This window comes from Nitrosomonas halophila (assembly GCF_900107165.1).
GTDB classification, from domain to species: domain Bacteria; phylum Pseudomonadota; class Gammaproteobacteria; order Burkholderiales; family Nitrosomonadaceae; genus Nitrosomonas; species Nitrosomonas halophila.
This window is the reverse complement of sequence record NZ_FNOY01000029.1, coordinates 1-16,897: the sequence shown is the minus strand read 5'-3', so window position 1 is coordinate 16,897 and position 16,897 is coordinate 1. Positions and strand designations below refer to the sequence as shown.

Annotated in this window: 21 protein-coding genes; 11 read left to right on the top strand and 10 right to left on the bottom strand. The window is 55.5% G+C overall.

All coding sequences use genetic code 11. The features are described 5' to 3' along the window. The 3 genes from BLV85_RS08160 to BLV85_RS08150 all read right to left on the bottom strand — a co-directional run bounded on the left by BLV85_RS08160 (window position 1) and on the right by BLV85_RS08150 (window position 3,998). Window positions 1–1,191, bottom strand: a complete 1,191-nt coding sequence (locus BLV85_RS08160) for an efflux RND transporter periplasmic adaptor subunit (RefSeq protein ID WP_090414103.1) — start codon at window positions 1,189–1,191, stop codon at window positions 1–3. Between the two features lie 9 nt (window positions 1,192–1,200). Continuing rightward, the gene (locus BLV85_RS08155) at window positions 1,201–2,412 is read right to left on the bottom strand and encodes a TolC family protein (protein WP_245725142.1); all 1,212 of its coding nucleotides are present in this window, start codon (window positions 2,410–2,412) and stop codon (window positions 1,201–1,203) included. Window positions 2,413–2,840: 428 nt separating this feature from the next. Then, complete coding sequence (locus tag BLV85_RS08150) at window positions 2,841–3,998, bottom strand: NnrS family protein (protein ID WP_090414098.1); 1,158 nt, start codon at window positions 3,996–3,998, stop codon at window positions 2,841–2,843. 567 nt (window positions 3,999–4,565) lie between these two features. Here BLV85_RS08150 and BLV85_RS08145 point away from each other — a divergent pair. Then, window positions 4,566–5,597: a hypothetical protein gene (locus BLV85_RS08145; RefSeq protein WP_090414097.1), complete on the top strand. Its 1,032-nt coding sequence runs from the start codon at window positions 4,566–4,568 to the stop codon at window positions 5,595–5,597. Between the two features lie 39 nt (window positions 5,598–5,636). On the opposite strand, the gene epsC is transcribed toward BLV85_RS08145, so the two are convergent. Next, on the bottom strand, window positions 5,637–6,560 hold the full coding sequence (epsC, locus tag BLV85_RS08140; protein WP_090414095.1) for a serine O-acetyltransferase EpsC: 924 nt from the start codon (window positions 6,558–6,560) through the stop codon (window positions 5,637–5,639). Between the two features lie 544 nt (window positions 6,561–7,104). Here epsC and glk point away from each other — a divergent pair. Continuing rightward, window positions 7,105–8,088, top strand: coding sequence for a glucokinase (gene glk, locus BLV85_RS08135; protein ID WP_090414093.1), 984 nt, complete (start codon window positions 7,105–7,107; stop codon window positions 8,086–8,088). Window positions 8,089–8,109: 21 nt separating this feature from the next. Further along, on the top strand, window positions 8,110–8,757 hold the full coding sequence (locus BLV85_RS08130) for a DUF4126 domain-containing protein (protein ID WP_090414091.1): 648 nt from the start codon (window positions 8,110–8,112) through the stop codon (window positions 8,755–8,757). A 29-nt stretch (window positions 8,758–8,786) separates the two neighbouring features. On the opposite strand, the gene BLV85_RS15185 is transcribed toward BLV85_RS08130, so the two are convergent. Continuing rightward, window positions 8,787–8,954 (bottom strand): hypothetical protein, encoded by a 168-nt coding sequence (locus tag BLV85_RS15185; protein ID WP_176973976.1) that lies wholly within the window; start codon window positions 8,952–8,954, stop codon window positions 8,787–8,789. Between the two features lie 153 nt (window positions 8,955–9,107). Between BLV85_RS15185 and BLV85_RS08125 the strand changes: the two genes are divergently transcribed. From BLV85_RS08125 to BLV85_RS08115, 3 genes are all read left to right on the top strand, one after another. After that, a complete protein-coding gene (locus BLV85_RS08125) occupies window positions 9,108–9,896 on the top strand; it encodes a SapC family protein (RefSeq protein ID WP_090414088.1) in 789 nt (262 codons plus the stop codon). 348 nt (window positions 9,897–10,244) lie between these two features. Further along, window positions 10,245–10,526 carry a type II toxin-antitoxin system HigB family toxin gene (locus tag BLV85_RS08120; RefSeq protein ID WP_090414086.1) on the top strand — a complete coding sequence of 94 codons (282 nt, stop codon included), beginning with the start codon at window positions 10,245–10,247 and terminating at the stop codon, window positions 10,524–10,526. 2 nt (window positions 10,527–10,528) lie between these two features. Then, complete coding sequence (locus BLV85_RS08115) at window positions 10,529–10,942, top strand: helix-turn-helix domain-containing protein (RefSeq protein ID WP_090414084.1); 414 nt, start codon at window positions 10,529–10,531, stop codon at window positions 10,940–10,942. A gap of 426 nt (window positions 10,943–11,368) precedes the next feature. On the opposite strand, the gene BLV85_RS08110 is transcribed toward BLV85_RS08115, so the two are convergent. The 4 genes from BLV85_RS08110 to BLV85_RS08095 form a co-directional block, all read right to left on the bottom strand. Next, a complete protein-coding gene (locus tag BLV85_RS08110) occupies window positions 11,369–11,686 on the bottom strand; it encodes a helix-turn-helix domain-containing protein (protein WP_090414083.1) in 318 nt (105 codons plus the stop codon). Further along, window positions 11,679–11,813: a type II toxin-antitoxin system RelE/ParE family toxin gene (locus BLV85_RS15445; protein ID WP_218132793.1), complete on the bottom strand. Its 135-nt coding sequence runs from the start codon at window positions 11,811–11,813 to the stop codon at window positions 11,679–11,681. The genes BLV85_RS08110 and BLV85_RS15445 overlap by 8 nt, the downstream gene beginning before the upstream one ends. Window positions 11,814–12,038: 225 nt before the next feature. Then, window positions 12,039–12,494, bottom strand: coding sequence for a type II toxin-antitoxin system YhaV family toxin (locus BLV85_RS08100; RefSeq protein ID WP_425433795.1), 456 nt, complete (start codon window positions 12,492–12,494; stop codon window positions 12,039–12,041). Beyond that, window positions 12,491–12,811 carry a type II toxin-antitoxin system PrlF family antitoxin gene (locus BLV85_RS08095; RefSeq protein ID WP_090414081.1) on the bottom strand — a complete coding sequence of 107 codons (321 nt, stop codon included), beginning with the start codon at window positions 12,809–12,811 and terminating at the stop codon, window positions 12,491–12,493. Before BLV85_RS08095 ends, BLV85_RS08100 begins: the two co-directional genes overlap by 4 nt. Before the next feature lie 795 nt (window positions 12,812–13,606). Here BLV85_RS08095 and BLV85_RS15810 point away from each other — a divergent pair. The 3 genes from BLV85_RS15810 to BLV85_RS08080 all read left to right on the top strand — a co-directional run bounded on the left by BLV85_RS15810 (window position 13,607) and on the right by BLV85_RS08080 (window position 15,351). Further along, window positions 13,607–13,732 (top strand): hypothetical protein, encoded by a 126-nt coding sequence (locus BLV85_RS15810; protein ID WP_281245736.1) that lies wholly within the window; start codon window positions 13,607–13,609, stop codon window positions 13,730–13,732. A 312-nt stretch (window positions 13,733–14,044) separates the two neighbouring features. After that, a complete protein-coding gene (locus BLV85_RS08085) occupies window positions 14,045–14,287 on the top strand; it encodes a DUF1640 domain-containing protein (protein ID WP_090414080.1) in 243 nt (80 codons plus the stop codon). A 182-nt stretch (window positions 14,288–14,469) separates the two neighbouring features. Next, entirely contained in the window at window positions 14,470–15,351 is an 882-nt protein-coding gene (locus tag BLV85_RS08080) for an Abi family protein (RefSeq protein ID WP_090414078.1), read from the top strand. Between the two features lie 156 nt (window positions 15,352–15,507). Here the strand turns inward: BLV85_RS08080 and BLV85_RS14860 are convergent, their stop codons facing one another. After that, the gene (locus BLV85_RS14860) at window positions 15,508–15,780 is read right to left on the bottom strand and encodes a hypothetical protein (RefSeq protein WP_143032304.1); all 273 of its coding nucleotides are present in this window, start codon (window positions 15,778–15,780) and stop codon (window positions 15,508–15,510) included. Window positions 15,781–15,812: 32 nt separating this feature from the next. Between BLV85_RS14860 and BLV85_RS08075 the strand changes: the two genes are divergently transcribed. Both BLV85_RS08075 and BLV85_RS08070 read left to right on the top strand, forming a co-directional pair. After that, entirely contained in the window at window positions 15,813–16,112 is a 300-nt protein-coding gene (locus BLV85_RS08075; RefSeq protein WP_218132792.1) for a BrnT family toxin, read from the top strand. Then, the gene (locus BLV85_RS08070) at window positions 16,087–16,422 is read left to right on the top strand and encodes a helix-turn-helix domain-containing protein (protein WP_090414076.1); all 336 of its coding nucleotides are present in this window, start codon (window positions 16,087–16,089) and stop codon (window positions 16,420–16,422) included. The genes BLV85_RS08075 and BLV85_RS08070 overlap by 26 nt, the downstream gene beginning before the upstream one ends. Window positions 16,423–16,897 lie beyond the last annotated feature (475 nt).

Sequence of the window (16,897 nt, the reverse complement as noted above, 5' to 3'; positions counted from 1 at the left end):
CTACTCCTGATCGGTACGCTTGCGCTCGTTGTTCAAATGAAAAGCCCCCTCCACTACGATCGTCTGATCCGTGGCCAGTCCCGCGTGAACAGGCCGCAGCTGGTTGACCGCCTCCCCGAGTTCAACCGGCACCAAAGTGAAATGCTTCTCGTCCCGGGCCGCGAACACATGATCACGATTGTTCTCGCGCACGACAGCGCCGACCGGAATCACCAGCTGCGCATGCGCATGTTCGGTAATATGCACCGTCGCCAGCATATCGGGTTTCAGCTTCCGCTGCGGATTATCCACCTCGGTGCGCACGGTCACGGTCCGCGTCAGCGGATTGACAATATCGGCCACAAAAATAATGGTTCCGTCCAGACTGATATTCCCAAGTGCCGGCACGCGAATTTCCACTTGCTGCCCCTGCATGACAAAATCGGCGGTATATTCGGGCACATCTCCCACTACCCAGACAACCGACAAATCCGCCAGGGTGAACAGCTGATCGGATGGCTGCACAACCTGCCCCAGTGCCACATTACGCTCAATGATCGTGCCGCTGTGCGGCGCCTTGATCATGACCGAGGGCAGAATCTGTCCCCGCTTGACCAGATCATTCATCGCCCCGTTATCCACGCCAAGCAGCCGCAACTGATCCTTGGCCGCACTCAATTCGGCGCGCGCCACTTGCGATTCCGATTCGCGCCGCTGCAGCTCGGCTGCGCTGATCACATCTCCGGCAAACAATTGCTTGGCACGAGCCGCAGCGCGCTCAGCCAGCATGGCCAGGGAATGCGCGCGCAAATAAGCCAACTGGGCCTGCGTCAGCTCCGGGCTGGCGATTCGCGCCAGCTCTGTTCCCGCTTCGACGCTGTCGCCAAGCTGCACATAAACATCGACGATCCGGCCGGTGAAACTCGCACCCACCCGCACCAGCCGCTGCTCGTGCACCTTGATCTGCCCCGGCACATGCAGTTTCTCGGCTATATCGGTTACGAACGGATGCCCGGTTTCAATCCATTGGCGCATCTCGGGCCGGAGGACTATGGTATTGGGGTCATCATCTTCAACTGTCCCGGTTTGCGGGGTGCCGCCAGCGAGAGCCGGCTGGAGCTGGGGCTGCGCCGGGCCGCTATCCTGCTGGCAACCCAGCAGCAACGAGCACCCAACCAGAACAAAAAATAAAAACTGCCATTGAGTATTCATTCAGGAAAACTAATCCTTTGGATAATGGGCGCGCAACCGGTCAATTTCGGCAGCAGCAGCCTGTAATTCAAATCGGGCCTGCAATAATTCGGAACGCGCGTTGCGCAATACCCGCTGCGTATCCAGTACCTCGATAAACCCCCTCTCCCCCAGGCGAAAAGCGGTTTCCGCCACACGCAAGGCGGATTCGGCTTCACGCACGATGCCCCCTTCAAACATCTCCACTCGGCGCCTGGCTATTTCCATCGTCTGCCAGGCGGATTCGAGCAGGCGCACGACCTCGAAACGGCGATAATCGAGCGTCTCGCGCACCCGGGCGGCATCTGAAATCGCCGCATTGATTTCCCCGCTGCGGCGATAGAACAAAGGTATTCGCAAGCTCAACCCGACTGTATTGGAAGTGAATTGCTTGTCCTGATAATTGCTATACAGAATGTCGACCGAAGGCAGCACCGCTGCCCGTTCCTGCTCGATCCGCAAGGAAGCGCGGTCCCGCTCGGCTTCCAGGCGCAGAATTTCCGGGTTGCTGCCGGGCAAATCCGCGCGTAACGCGTCCAGCGACGGCAACTCGACCGGATCGGTCAGCGACGCCTCGATATCGAAACCTTGCTCGAGCGCGCCGGCGGTCAATTGCAACAAGGCGATCCGCGCACGCTCGGTATCCAGCATGGCCGCCTCCTTTCTGCTGGCGGCAGTCATGACCTCGGTATCGGCCCGGATCAATTCGAAACGCGCCACCTCACCGACATCTACGCTCAGCTTGATGCGACGCTGAATTTCCTGCATCAGGTTGAAAATATCGGATTCCATCTCCGCCAGCCCGCGCCGCAACAGAAACTCGTAAGTGCGCACCCGCAATTGGGCCGCCAGATCCGCGCGTACTTGCTCCAGATTGGCACGGCTGGCTTCAACACCGGCTTGCGCCGAACCGATCCGGGCACTGCGAACAAATGGATTTTCCAAAGGCTGGCTGACCGTCACCTGGCGCTGCATGGAAGCCGGACCGGTATCGATCTCCGGCAAGCGTGGGCTATCGGGGCCGGCCATCACAGTCACTTCAGGATTGGGAAGTGCCGCCGCGCTGACGACATCCGCTTCCGCGATATCGACCTGGGCACGAGCGGCCTGCATCAGACCGTTGGCCTGCAGTCCGATACGCTGAATCGCTTCAATCGTATATTTACCGCTGGCCGCATGCGCCAGATCCAGCGATGCAATCAAAATGCATAGGCAAAATAAAAATCCCGGCTTAAAAATTCCCCGCAAAACAAAAAAAATAGTACTCATTTGAAAATTGCCGGATTACCCTGGATAGGCAGCCCAAGGCTTGCGATTTGTGTGCGGCAATTTGTTGAAAAACATCTACAGCCACTTGCAAGCGAACATATCTGCAAGCAACTGTAAAAACCCAGAAAACTGATAATGACCATTCGTTAAGAGAAGTTTATGATACGACAGCCGGTAACCGGCCTAGGCGAGATTTAATATCAAGCAAGATAGAAACATAATATAGCATAGCATAGCATTTTCGATCGTTTCCATTTGTATACTACTCTATCAGCGATTGAGTGCCGGGAAGACGCCGCATGGGACCTGGCATGCATCTCTCCAAAATGACATGGGATGTGTTCACACACTCTCACCAAAATTCAACCCACGCCACCCCGTAACAACTTACGATGTGACGACACATAAGCCCGGCAATCCAGCTGAATGATCAGAACCTGCAGAAAAGTGCCGCTCCAGGCCAGCGCGGCCAGCATCAGCAACCATTCCCGATGCGGGCTCAAATCGGCGCCGATACGGAGGATCGCAGCGGCTGACATGCAAGCGGTCAGCATGACAATCGGCTGGATACGCGAAGGATATTGCTTCACCTGCAGCAACGTCACGCGCACGATGACATTGGCAGCCAGCGTGCCCAGCGCGCCCACCGTCAGCGCATGCACGGCGGTACTGAAATACGCCCCGCCATTGAGCTTGACCCACCCCAGCAGCAGCAACCCCAGCGCCAGCCAGCCATAGCCGACACCGAGGCAAATCAGATCGGGCCGCGCCAGACAACGCCACAATTGCCAGCGCAGCAAACGCACGCCGGCCAGCACGCCGCTCGTGCACAGCAGCAGGCCCGATACGGAAGCCGTCAGCGGCGCGAGCGCAAAAGCGGCCACAACAGTCACAATCAAAGCCGCCTCGATATGCGGCTGCACTCTTGCCTCCAACTCCTTGCCCTGCCGATAAAACTCGCCCGCAACCGCCGGCGCCAGCATGCGCCCCCCCATGAACAACATCAGCAAGGCAAACAGCAGCACGCTTTCATCCAGAAAAGCGCGCGCCAGCAAGTGGTAATCGAGGTGGCCTATCAGCGCAATCAGCACAGTCATTGCACAGATCAGCCCTAGCAGGGGCGCCAGAAGACGGTTACGCCATTTCTTCGCCACCCATAGACGCGGCAGCATATGCCAGGCAAGCAACCCGACAAAGAGCGCGTTAACCAGCACAGTCGGCCACTCAAGCGGCGCGATCAAACCGGTTATCCGCGCCAGCAGCCAGACAAACAGGAACCCGGCAAGCCGGCGAGCCGGCATCGGACCCAGCAAATAGCCCGCAATCAGCGCCAGCGCAAAACCGAACAGCATCTCATAGGCGTGACCGGCCGGCGTAGCCAGCGCCACTGGCCCATAACCATGCCGAGCGAGCATCGCCAATGGCACCATCCCAAGCGCATACACACTGGCTGCCAGAAAAAACCATTGATGCGCCTGCACCTTGGCAGCTCCCGGCAACCCTTTCAAGAAAGCATTCATCCTATTATCCTGACTGAAATACGGCGCAAATCGCCTCGGAAATATATTCCTGGCCGATAAACACCTGCAACAACCATGCGCCGGTGCATAAAAGACTTAAATGGTAAAATTATCATTGGAATGCAACATGCCGCCACACCTGCCACGCAGCGCTGTAACAGAATTGCAATAATTGAATGCGATCATACGCATGCAGTCAAGAACGGCCTGGCAAGGCTAACCACGAATGGTTTGGTGGTAGTGCTCACTTTGTTTGTGGTTTGTCATGCAGCAGGACAAATGATTGATAACGGGACAAATCAGCGTAGGGTGCACCCGTGCACCGTCAAACATCCGGCCCACGGCGGCCAGCCGTCACACCGCAACAGCCGGTGCACGGGTGCACCCTACAGGCGGCTGTTCCACTACTGGTTTTTATAACCACGAATGTACACGAATGATTGGGTGGTCGCGCTCACTTTGTTTGTTTTTGTCGTGCGACAAGGCAAATAATTGACAACGGGCCAAGTTCCAGACGTCATGCAGCCAAAATGATTTTGAAACATTCGTGAGTATTCGTGTCCATTCGTGGTTGATTGGCAGTCACTCAGAACCGCAAATGGCATACGCGGCAAACGCCCGGCGGCAGATATTTGGCAATACCACCTTATCGATGAACAGATTCAGGGAAATCACATGTTTTTCTTATCCAAGCAAATCTCCGGCCTACTGGATACCTCCCTACGAACAGAACCAGGCAGATTGACCCAACTGCCTGGCTATTCTTTTTGCAGCAGTCTGCTAGGGTTTGCGGCCGTTTTCATCCACATCGCCCTGCTACCGCAAAATGCCCACGCGGTCCGCCCTTTTGTAACGGACGACGCGCGCATCATCGATGTCGGGCAAATCGAAGTGGAATCCTGGCTGGAAGTTGGCCATACCGACAGTACCTGGAACCCTGCACCCGCAGTCAACTTCATGGCAGGTGCAACAGTCAACGACTGGCTCGAAATCATCGTCGGCAGCGGCGTGGCGCGAGGTGGCAATGGAAAATTTGCCATGCCCAACCCTGTGCTGCAGCCCAAACTGCTGCTCATGGCTGCTGAAAAGAATGGGCGTCCCGGCTTTGCACTCGGCGCCGGCGCCACGTTCGATGCGGGCGTGGGCGATCTGCATGATCGCGGCAACAGCGCCTACCTGATTGGCATGACGACCTGGCGGCTGTATGACGACTGGCTGATGACCCATATCAACTATGGCGCCCGCATGGACAAATCGCGCAATCACTCGGCCAAGTACCGTCCCTATTGGGGCATCGGGCTGGATGCGGGTCTGATCAAGGAAGAGATCCGTCTGATCGTCGAGGCATATGCCGGCGACCCGCTCGATCTGCACGCGCCCAAGACAGCCGCCCAAATGGGCTTCCGCTGGCTGGCCAGCGACTATGTCAACCTGGATCTGACCGTCGGCGTCCAGCCCGAGCTGCATGAACATACCCGCAACAGAACCGGTTCGGCCGAGGTATGGGGGCAAATCGGCCTGCGCCTGCTGTTCGACGCCTTCACGCCCGGCGGAAAACGCGGCGACCCGATGGGCGCACGCGGCATGTTTGTCCGCTGAGCATCACCACCCACCAATTCAGACAGCCGGCAGCGGCGATTACGTTCGCATCTGTGCCTGGGTAATCTGGCTGTTGGGCGGCACGCTGCGCGTCAGCCAGACATTTCCGCCGATCGTGGAACCGCGCCCGATCGTGATCCGCCCCAAGATCGTCGCCCCGGCGTAAACGACCACATCGTCCTCGACAATCGGATGGCGGGCGATGCCTTTGACCAGCGAACCATGCTCGTCCACCGGAAAACGCTTGGCACCCAATGTCACCGCCTGATACAGACGGACATTGTTGCCGATAATGGTTGTCTCGCCGATCACGACCCCAGTGCCGTGATCGATGAAGAAGCGCCGCCCGATCTGCGCACCGGGATGAATCTCTATCCCGGTCATCGAATGCGCGATCTCCGATATCATGCGCGCAATCAGGGGCACACCCAATTGGTATAACTCATGCGCCAGGCGATAATAGGTAATGGCCGCAATGCCGGGATAGCATACCAGCACCTCATCGATACAATGCGCGGCAGGATCACCCTCATAAGCCGCCACGATATCGTCATCCAGCAGCCTGCGAATCTCGGGCAGACGCTTCGCAAATGCCTGCGTGATGGCAGCAGCCTGTTCATGCCCTGCCTTGTCGAGATGTTCGGTGCCCGAAATGAAATGCAGCTCATGCTGAATCTGCACCAACAAAGCACGCAATGTTGAATTCAGGGTGTGACCGACATAATGATCGACTCCCTCAGCAGCCAAATCAGCCGGTCCCAGCCGGTTGGGAAACAAGGCTGCACGCAACCCTTCCGCGATCCCGGCCAGAATCTTGCGTGAAGGCAACCTGGGCGGCCGAAGATGACCCTGCCGCTGTTCCAGCGAAGCCGTACGCACGGCGCGCAACTCCGCCACGACTTGATCGATTTCCAGATGCGTGCTTTTCAGCAGCAAATCACTTGCGCTATTGATTCCTGTCACAATACCCCCAACGCTTGACTGTCATTCGGTAACCCACCCTCGATGCGTCCACACCATTCGCTTCCAAACAACCACTAATGCACACCAATGCACACGAATTTTCAAAATCATTTTGGCTGCATGATGTCTGAAATTTGTCCCGTTACCAATCATTTACCCCACCACATCATTCGTGGTTATCAAAACCAGTAGCGGAACAGCCACCCCGTAGGGTGCACCCGTGCACCGGCTTTTGCTGCGCGGCGGCTGGCCGCCGTGGGCCAGATGTTTGACGGTGCACGGGTGCACCCTACGCTGACTGCTGCGGCTTGACTTCAACCAGAACCAGACCGGCTATCGCCCATCCACCCACCTCATGATTAAAACAAATAAAGCAAACACCCCCACCCAATCATTCGTGTGTATTCGTGTCCATTCGTGGTTCCCCCACAAAGACGGCTTGCTGGCGTATTATCGTCAGAAAATAAAGCATCTATTGTACTCGTCATTGCAGGATTTGCTACCATCGGCAAGACTGCCGCAACTTCCGAATATGGAATAACCCATGACTCAATATCTGATCTACGGCGACATCGGTGGAACCAAAACCCTGTTGCATGCCGCACGGCTACAGGGGCAACACCTCGAACCGGTCTGCGAATACCGCTATGACAGCCGCGCCCATCAACATTTCGAGGACATCTTCAGCGACTTCCTGCAGCGCGCCAAGTGCCAACCCGCCGCGCTCTGCCTGGCAGTGGCCGGGCCGATCGTCGCGCAGCGGGTGGAACTGACCAATCTTTCCTGGGTGATGGACGCAGCCCAGCTGGCCAGGCAGTTCTCGATTCCAGCCGTGCAAATCCTCAACGATTTCGAGGCGGCGGCCTTGTCGATCGAGATTCTGACGACAGACGATCTCGTCACCCTGCAAGCCGGCAAACCCTTCCCGGACGCCATGCGCGTCATTCTGGGTGCGGGCACTGGCATGGGTGTCGCCTGGCTGCTGCGGCAGGATCAACACTTCCAGCCACTTGCCACCGAAGCCGGACATATTGATTTTGCACCGCTCAACCCGCTCCAGATCGAATTCCTGCAGTACCTGTTGACCAAGCATACCCATGTCTCGGTCGAACGGATACTATCCGGACAAGGATTAACCCATATCTTCAATTTTCTGCAAACACGCGTCACCGAGGATCTGCAACTGAAAAGCATCGCGCTCGATACCGACGACGGCGCGACTGTCACACACCTGGCATTCGAGCACCAACACCCGACCGCCCTGCAGGCACTCCAGTTATTCAGCGAAATCTATGGCGCCTATGCAGGCAATCTGGCGCTGGCCGGCCTGTGCCGGGGCGGCGTCTACATTGGCGGCGGCATCGCGCCCTATATCATCGACATTTTGAAGCAACCCGGTTTCATCGAGGCATTCCGCAACAAGGGACGCTTCAGATCCCTGCTCGAAGAAATCCCGGTGCATGTCATCATGAACCGCAAGGCCGGCCTGCTCGGTGCCGGTCTGCAGGCCCGGCGCCTGCTGAAATAATCCACAATCCTCAATCATGCCATGGAAAGTTACGATACCCTGATCGCCACCCTCGCGCTCACCATGGGCGCATCCTGGGCGAGCGGCATCAACCTGTATGCCGCGCTGCTGATGCTCGGCCTTGGCGCCGCCACCGGAAACATCACACTGCCCGACGAACTGACGATACTCGCCAATCCTTTGGTCATCGGCGCCGCAGGCGTCATGTACCTGATCGAATTCTTCGCCGATAAAATACCCGGCCTGGACAGCGTCTGGGATGCCGCGCATACCTTCGTCCGGATACCGGCCGGCGCGATGCTGGCTGCCGGTGCAGTCGGCGATGTATCGACCGCGATGGAAATCACGGCCGGCATCCTCGGTGGCAGCGCCGCGGCTACCAGCCATGCCACCAAGGCCGGCACACGCCTGATGATCAACACTTCCCCCGAACCCGCTTCCAACTGGACAGCCTCCCTCAGCGAAGATGCAATGGTGTTTGCCGGGTTATGGGCTGCCCTCAATCATCCCCTGATCTTTCTCGGACTGTTCATCGCATTCATCGGCCTGGCCATCTGGCTGCTGCCCAAATTATGGGCCCTGCTCAAAGGCTTGCTGATGCGCATCGCCAAATTCCTACACCTTGCCAGCCCGCCTCCCGCAGCCAACAAACCCGATCGCGAAACCTGAAACATAACTTCTGCCACCGATTCCAGGAATCACCCGGCTGGATTGCTTCGCTGCGCACGCAAAGACGGCAGAAAACAATGGTCATCCGCAATTTCAACCATCATCTTGGCGATGCCCAACGGGCCGTGGCCATCCAGATGCTTTTCGGCAACCCTATCGCCATAGCTGCCAAAGCGATGCGCAAACTGACCTGGCATTGACGTTTCCAAACAGCTTCTGAGGACCGATGAAGCGCTCACCGATACCTGGGCGGGTGGCGTCTGGAAGAAGCAGTCGGGTATACTGGCTATTCATGCCTTGATTGGCAACGTTGTTTTCATTCCAGCCAGAAAGGTTACACAGGAGAAGATATGCCTAATTATCAAGTAGTTTCCAAAACCCACCACACCACCAAGCGCTGGCAGCGTTTCGCCTCTTACCAGTTCGCCGCTTCCGATGCGGTGGCGTCGCTGGTCGTGAAGGAGTTGCCGAGTGCCGTCATGCATCTGCCGATCGGTTTCATTGCGGCCGATCAGACTTTTTCGCTGGTGGCCATGCAGGGGCTGGCGCCCGGCAAGAATCTGCTGGTCGCCCCGGATGGCCGCTGGCTTGCTGGTTACGTTCCGGCTGCCTACCGCAGCTTTCCGTTCGCTCTGGCCAATACGGAAAATGGCCAACAGGTGCTGTGTATCGATGAGGAAAGCGGCCTGCTTTCGGATGCGGAAGGCGAGTTATTCTTCAACGATGACGGCACCCCTTCAAAATCCGTCGCGGATGTCTTGAATTTCCTGGAGCATGTGCAGGCCAACCGCGAAGCAACCGTTCGAATTTGTGCCGTGCTGCAAAAACACGATCTGATCCAGCCATGGCCGATCAAGGTGAAGACTGAATCGGGTGAGCGCAACATCGAAGGACTGCATCGTATCGATGAAGCCGCATTGAATACATTGCCGGAAGAAGCCTTCGCCGAATTGCGCAAAACCGGCGCTTTGCCGGTGGCTTATTGCCAATTGCTGTCGATGCAACACCTGGCAAAACTCGGCAAACTGGCCCAGGCCCATGCACAGGCCCAAACGGCACCGGCGGCAGCGCCGAATGGTGAACTCGATCTGGAGTTTCTCAAGAACGACGGCAATATCAGTTTCGGAAATATTCACTGAAAAGGGCTGAGTGCCGGGAGAGTTATCCTGGCGCAGGCCATACCAGGGCAACCACGAATGGACACGAATGCACACGAATTTTAAAAACCACCGTGGTTGTATTGCATCTGCTGCCAGCTCAGATATCGATCATTTACCCAGCTGTATGTCATGCACCAAATAAAGCCAGCGTTATCAATAAAAATTCGTGTGGATTCGTGTCCATTCGTGGTTAGCATTCGTTATTGGGGCTTGCAAGCTCACCCCAACCTACGGCTCTAACCAGGAATGCGTTAACGCAAGATCAGACACCTACGCCGCGCTATCACTTCGATTTGCGTTCATCTCATTATGAGATATACTGGTATCATGAAGATTATCAGCAACAGCGCCCTGCGAGACTTTGCTACAAGCCATCCACAGGCCGAAGTGCCCTTGCAGGGCTGGCGGCGGGTGATTGAAAAGAACCGGTTTGCCAACTGGGCTGAACTCAAGGCCGTCTTCAATACAGTAGATAAGGTCGGCGAGTTGGCGGTATTCGACATCGGCGGCAACAAATACCGGCTGATCGCCTATATCCGGTTTGGAAAGCAGATCGTGTACATCAAAGCGGTACTCACCCACCGTGACTACGACAAAGGAACCTGGTAATCATGAATGCGTCCATCAATGTGAAGAGCCTGCTCCCACTCTGGGAGCAGTTCCGTGCAGCCACCGGCATCACCTCTATCCGTGACGAAGCCCACTACGCGCGGATGACCGAAATACTCGAAGCCCTGCTCGACGAAACCCAAGGCGACGAGAACCATCCCGCCATGGGCCTGGTCGACATAGTAGGCGATCTCATCGAAGACTACGAGGCCGAACACCACCCACTACCCGAGACCACTGGCGCGCACGCCCTGAAATTCTTGATGGCGCAGCACGGTTTAAAACAAAGCGACCTGCCCGAGATTGGTAGCCAAGGCGTAGTGTCAGAGATTCTGGCCGGCAAGCGCGAGCTCAATATCCGTCAGGTACGAGCCCTGAGCAAACGGTTCGGCGTCTCGGCAGCGACATTCGTCTAGGAGGCTGTCCGAGAATAGCGATCGTAGCGAGGGCGAAGCTGGCTGAGCGGGATTTTTCGATCATTTGAGGCGAATAGTGGTTCTATTCAACGAAAAGGATCGGAAAATCCAGCCTGGCAGGTTCGTCCGCAGTAGATCTGTCTATTCTCGGACAGCCTCCTAGTAGCCCAACCTTTGGAAAACAGCAGCAGGCACAACTGTGCCCCCACAGTTTTCCTTCTCCATGCTATTAATGGTTGATTAGAAACACGAATCCACACGAATTTTAAAAACCACTGTGGTTGTATTGCATCTGCTGCCAGCTCAGATATCGATCATTTACTCTGCTTTATGCCATACATCAAATAAAGCCAGCCTTATCAATAAAAATTAGTGTGCATTCGTGTCCATTCGTGGTTAGTAGTGCCCCCGGCAGGGTTTGCAGCATCACGCAATCGCCATCAGACCTTTCTTCTGAATGATCGTGAGCAAACGCAAAGCGGGGCCGCCAGGCTTCTTGACCCCGCGCTCCCAGTCCGAGACCAGGTTCTTGGAAACGTTGAGATAACGTGCAAACACCGGCTGCGAGATGTGCTCACGCAGCCGGATTGCTTTGATCTCCTCCGGTGCCAGCACATGCACCGGCGTCAGACACGCTTCATCGAATTCGCGCATCGTCTGCTTATCAACAACACCAATCACGCACAGGGTCTCCATTGTTTCATGGATGGCGGCAAAGGCATCGCTGCTGTATTTCTTAGGCATCTTTGATTACCTCCTCAAACTGACCGTTGTCGATGAGCCGTTGCAATTGCTCATCGGTGAGCGCAAGAACCAGCTTGGCCATCTTCTTGAACTGGACCTCTTCATCCTTGCAACTTATTGGAACCACGAATAGACACGAATCCACACGAATATTTAAAAACCACCGTGGTTGTAGGTTGTATCGCATCTGCTACCAGGTCAAACAGCAATCATTTACCCAGCTACATGCCATACATCAAATAAAGCCAGCCTTATCAATAAAAATTAGTGTGCATTCGTGTCCATTCGTGGTTAGGGCTGCAAGCCTGACACAAGATCCGGCCCCTCTGTTCCTTGGTCGATTTTTTACGATTTAGCGTTTCCAGCCGGACTTGCTGGCAGTCAGCAATGCATCCCAGTCATCAGGTGGATGGCCCGACTTGAGCATTTTCTGAAAGATCGCATAAGGATCGGTTTTGGCACCTGAAGAACGCAAGGTGTTCTCGTCATTCACCCAGGCGAAAATGATGAGCTTGGCCTTGGAATCAAAGCGAAAGAACAGCCGAAAGCGCCGCCCAACCTTGGCCCGGCGCCAATGCCGAAACGCTGGACCCATGGTGTTGCCTTGCCGGTACTCACCCCGGTTCGGATCGCTTGGAACCGACTCGAAGATTAATTCCGCCAACGCGGCAAACAGCTTGACACTGGCGTTGGATTCGAAACCCTCTGGATCTTGCGCTTTCGCGCGAGAAGCAGCGGCATTCAGTCTTTGAAGCTGCTCGGCCAAGCAATCGTGGAACAGCAGAGTCCACCCGTGCCGCTGAATCACAGCGCTACGCTGCCCTCGATATCTTCGTTCAGATCCACTCGCCTGCCGAGCGCAGCGAGCATCGAGCGCGCCAAGTCATCGGGCAGGGTTGTGACGTGACGGCCGGACTGAATGTCTTTTTCCAAGAGAGCCAGGAAACTGCCGATAGCCGGATCTTCGTGAGATGCGTCAGGCACACGCGTCACGATCACGCAGTCGCCCGTGAAATCAAATGCGACCTTGCCCCCCACGTCCACACCCAAGGCCTGACGGATGGACTTGGGCAATGTGATCTGTCCCTTGGACGTGATGGTAGCGACTTCGCGAATAACAGGCATACGAACCTCCTATAAATCAGAGTGAAATGACATGGTAAGAAATAGTCCTTACTACGTCAAGAGACGCGCGAAATGCCCGATATCAATGCTCAAACCGGCTTGAATTAATTCCATTGACCAAGAATAAGTTAATGCAAGATCTGTCGCCTCTTCTGTGCTTGCAACCTCTTGGAACCACGAATGAACACCAATCCACACGAATACTTAAAAACCACTATGGTTGTATTACATCTGCCGTCAGGTCAAACAGCAATCATTTACCCCGCTGCATGCCATACATCAAATAAAGTTAGCCTTATCAATAAAAATTCGTGTGCATTCGTGTCCATTCGTGGTTTGCATTCGCATTGAGATTCACAAGTTCACCCCAACCTACCATCCTTTTAGCTGATCAGCCATACATTTAGGCAAGATCTGACCCCTTCTCTTTCTAGGAACCACGAATGAACACCAATCCACACGAATATTAAAAACCACCGTGGTTGTATTACATCTGCCGCCAGGTCAAACAGCAATCATTTACCCCGCTGCATGCCATACATCAAATAAAGTCAGCCTTATCAATAAAAATTCGTGTGGATTGGTGTCCATTCGTGGTTTGCATTCGTATTGAGGTTCTCAAACCCGCCCCAACCACAGCCCTTGTGTCATATTGCTCTATCAATCATTAATCCACAGCATTCATATGGCAACCGTCACTTTTGACACACTGAAATTTGTGGAGCGGCTCAAAGCCGCCGGGGTACCAGAAGCAAAGGCTGAAGCTGAGCGCTTGCACTTGCTTTGTCTGAAGCAATGGAATCGCAGTTAGCCACCAAGATGGATGTCAATCGGATTAAGCGGGAATTGCTCGTGATCAAATGGATGATAGGACTGGCACTGGGCGGAATTGTTACTTTGATTCTCAAGGCTTTTTTCTAACCAGCACCTTTTCACTGACCTGATATACATTCACACAAGATCTGATCCCTATACTGCGCGCACAACTCGGTCAAGTGCGCCCACTGCGCTGCCGAACTGTTTCATCAGGTTGGTGACGCAGTCGATGAACTAGGTAAAAGAGGTAAAAGGGTAGCGTCCCCTTTTGCACGAAATAAAGTTAGCCTTATCAATAAAAATTCGTGTGGATTGGTGTCCATTCGTGGTTTGCATTCGTATTGAGGTTCTCAAACCCGCCCCAACCACAGCCCTTGTGTTATATTGCTCTATCAATCATTAATCCACAGCATTCATATGGCAACCGTCACTTTTGACACACTGAAATTTGTGGAGCGGCTCAAAGCCGCCGGGGTACCAGAAGCACAGGCAAAGGCTGAAGCTGAGGCGCTTGCGCTTGCTTTGTCTGAAGCAATGGAATCGCAGTTAGCCACCAAGGTGGATGTCAATCGGATTGAGCGGGAATTGCTCGTGATCAAATGGATGATAGGACTGGCACTGGGCGGAATTGTTACTTTGATTCTCAAGGCCTTTTTCTAACCCACCACTTTTTTCACCGACCTGATGTACATCAGAAAAAGACCTGACCCTATTGCCACTTTGAACTTGACGAAGCACTCAATTCCCGTATACTTGCCTTAACAACACCCGCCACGCCTCTGCATGCAAGCGCACCCCGGCGGGTTTTTTATTGCCCATGAAATTCACCAAACCTGCCATCGATGTCGACGCCCAGATCGCGCTGCTCAAGCAACGTGGGTGGGCTGGTGGTCGCCGACGACGAGGTTGCCCGGCACTACCTGCGTTTCGTGGGTTACTACCGGCTGGCTGGCTACGCGCTGCCGCTCCAGGTGACCTACAACGCGAATGGATTGCACCGCTTCCTCGATGGCACCACCTTCGATGATATGCTCGATCTCTACGTTTTTGACCGCAAGCTGCGTCTGGCCGTGATGGATGCGGTCGAACGCATCGAGGTCGCTGTTCGGGCGCTGCTCTCGCAAACGATGAGCGAATTGCATGGGCCACACTGGTTCATGGCGGCGGCGCATTTTGTGCCCAGTTTCAGGCATACCCAGTTCATCAGCCGCGTGAAGGATGACATTGGCCACGACAGCGCGCGTGCCGCCATGCGCCAGATTTTCATCAAGCACTACTACGACAAATACGGCGAGCCAGAGCTGCCGCCCTCGTGGATGGTCCTCGAAACGTTATCGTTTGGCACCGTTTCCCATGCGTTCAAAAACTTGACGCGCCAGAACCAGAAACCCATCGCCAAGGCCTTCGGCCTCGACGGGGCCGTGTTTGGCTCGTGGCTGCATGCACTGTCCTATGTGCGCAATCTGGCCGCACACCATCAGCGGCTGTGGAATCGTGTCTACACCATCAAGCCGGTTGCCGCCCGGCACTTGGCGGATGACCTTCAGGACACGACGCGCTTTTATGCCCAGGCCATCATGATCGCGGCCCTGCTTCGCGTAGTTGCGCCTGGCAGCCGATGGGGCGAGCGACTGGCTGACCTTCTTGCGCGACACCCGAGAGTGCGACTTGATCGATTGGGCTTCCCCGACGGATGGCAGCAACGAGCAGTCTGGCAGCGATGACCACCTCTCACCCCACCACTTCAACAACCAGCGCATCCGGGTCACCCACGTGCAGGTAAGGCTAAACCACCGTTCAAGCCGCCCTGCCCTCAAACACCCGCCTCACCGCCCCCACACCGCGCAGGTACTTCACCTGCCGTGCCGCGCACAACTCGGTCAGGTGCGCCCACTGCGCTGCCGAACTGTTTCATCAGGTTGGTGAGGCAGTCGATGAACTAGGTAAAAGAAGTAAAAGGGGACGAGTAAAAGGGTAGCGTCCCCTTTTGCATGCACCCTTTTGCAGGACTCCGGGCACACGAGGAAAGTGTGACGGTTCAACACCTTCTCGATGGCCTGCAGCCCGACCATGGGTTTGGCTGGTGACCAGCGTTCCACCCACTCGGTGCGGCAGGTCTTGCGTGCGCTGGCGCGCTTGGAAGCTGTGCTCATCGCACACCTCCCAACTTGAAGAAAGTAGGCCAATGAACTACAATGGCACCATGAATTTCGAATGGGATGAAGCCAAGAGCGACGCGTGCTTTGCCGAGCGCGGGTTCGATTTCGCTTATGCCGCCAGAGCCTTCTTTGACCCGGACCGTATGGTCCAGGCGGATACCCGTCACAGCTATGGCGAAGATCGCTACCGACTGATAGGCAAGATCGAAGAGCGCCTGTTTGTGGTGGTCTACACGCCCAGGCATGACGTCATCCGCATCATTTCGGCACGAAAAGCCAACCAACGAGAGGTCAAGCACTATGAAGACAGTACGCATGACGATTGATCCCGCCGTCCCGGCCTCGTTGGCCACAGGACGCATCGACCCTGCTCGCGTGGATGCCACGACGGAGGCAGACATCGCCAAGCAAGCCGCTGCCGACGAGGCAGAGGCCATGCAGGACGCAGCCAAATTCGCACGTCGAGTTCGCAAGCGCCTAGGGTTGAGCCAAGCGGAGTTCTCTGAACGGATCGATGTGCCGTTGGAAACCATCCGCAACTGGGAACAGGGCAAGCGCAGCCCAACGGGCGCGGCGAAAGCCCTGCTCAAGGTGCTGGACAAAGCCCCGGAGGCCGCGCTCGCTGCGCTGCAATGAAACTGGATAGGTGTGCTCATCACACACCTCCCCAGCAGCATTGCACGTAGGAGCAGAACTTACACTCGAAGTGGCTGGCGGAGGCTGTGCCGCGTGGCAGCAGCTCACCGGCTTCCGTCGCCTGAATCACCCGCACCGCCCGGTCGGACATCTTCTGGGCGAGCGCCGCATCGAAAGGTAAAAGGGGACGAGTAAAAGGGTAGCGTCCCCTTTTGTCCGTCAGGTCAAACAGCAATCATTTACCCCGCTGCATGCCATACATCAAATAAAGTCAGCCTTATCAATAAAAATTCGTGTGCATTCGTGTGCATTCGTGTCCATTCGTGGTTTGCATTCGCATTGAGATTCACAAGCTCACCCCAGCCTACGACCCTGCAAAATTTGGCTCCTCGGCAGAATTTGTGGGTAACCGAAAGCGCCTTTTGTAAGACCATGGCCGGTGATAGTGGAGCACCCCGCCCAATCTCTGAGAAGA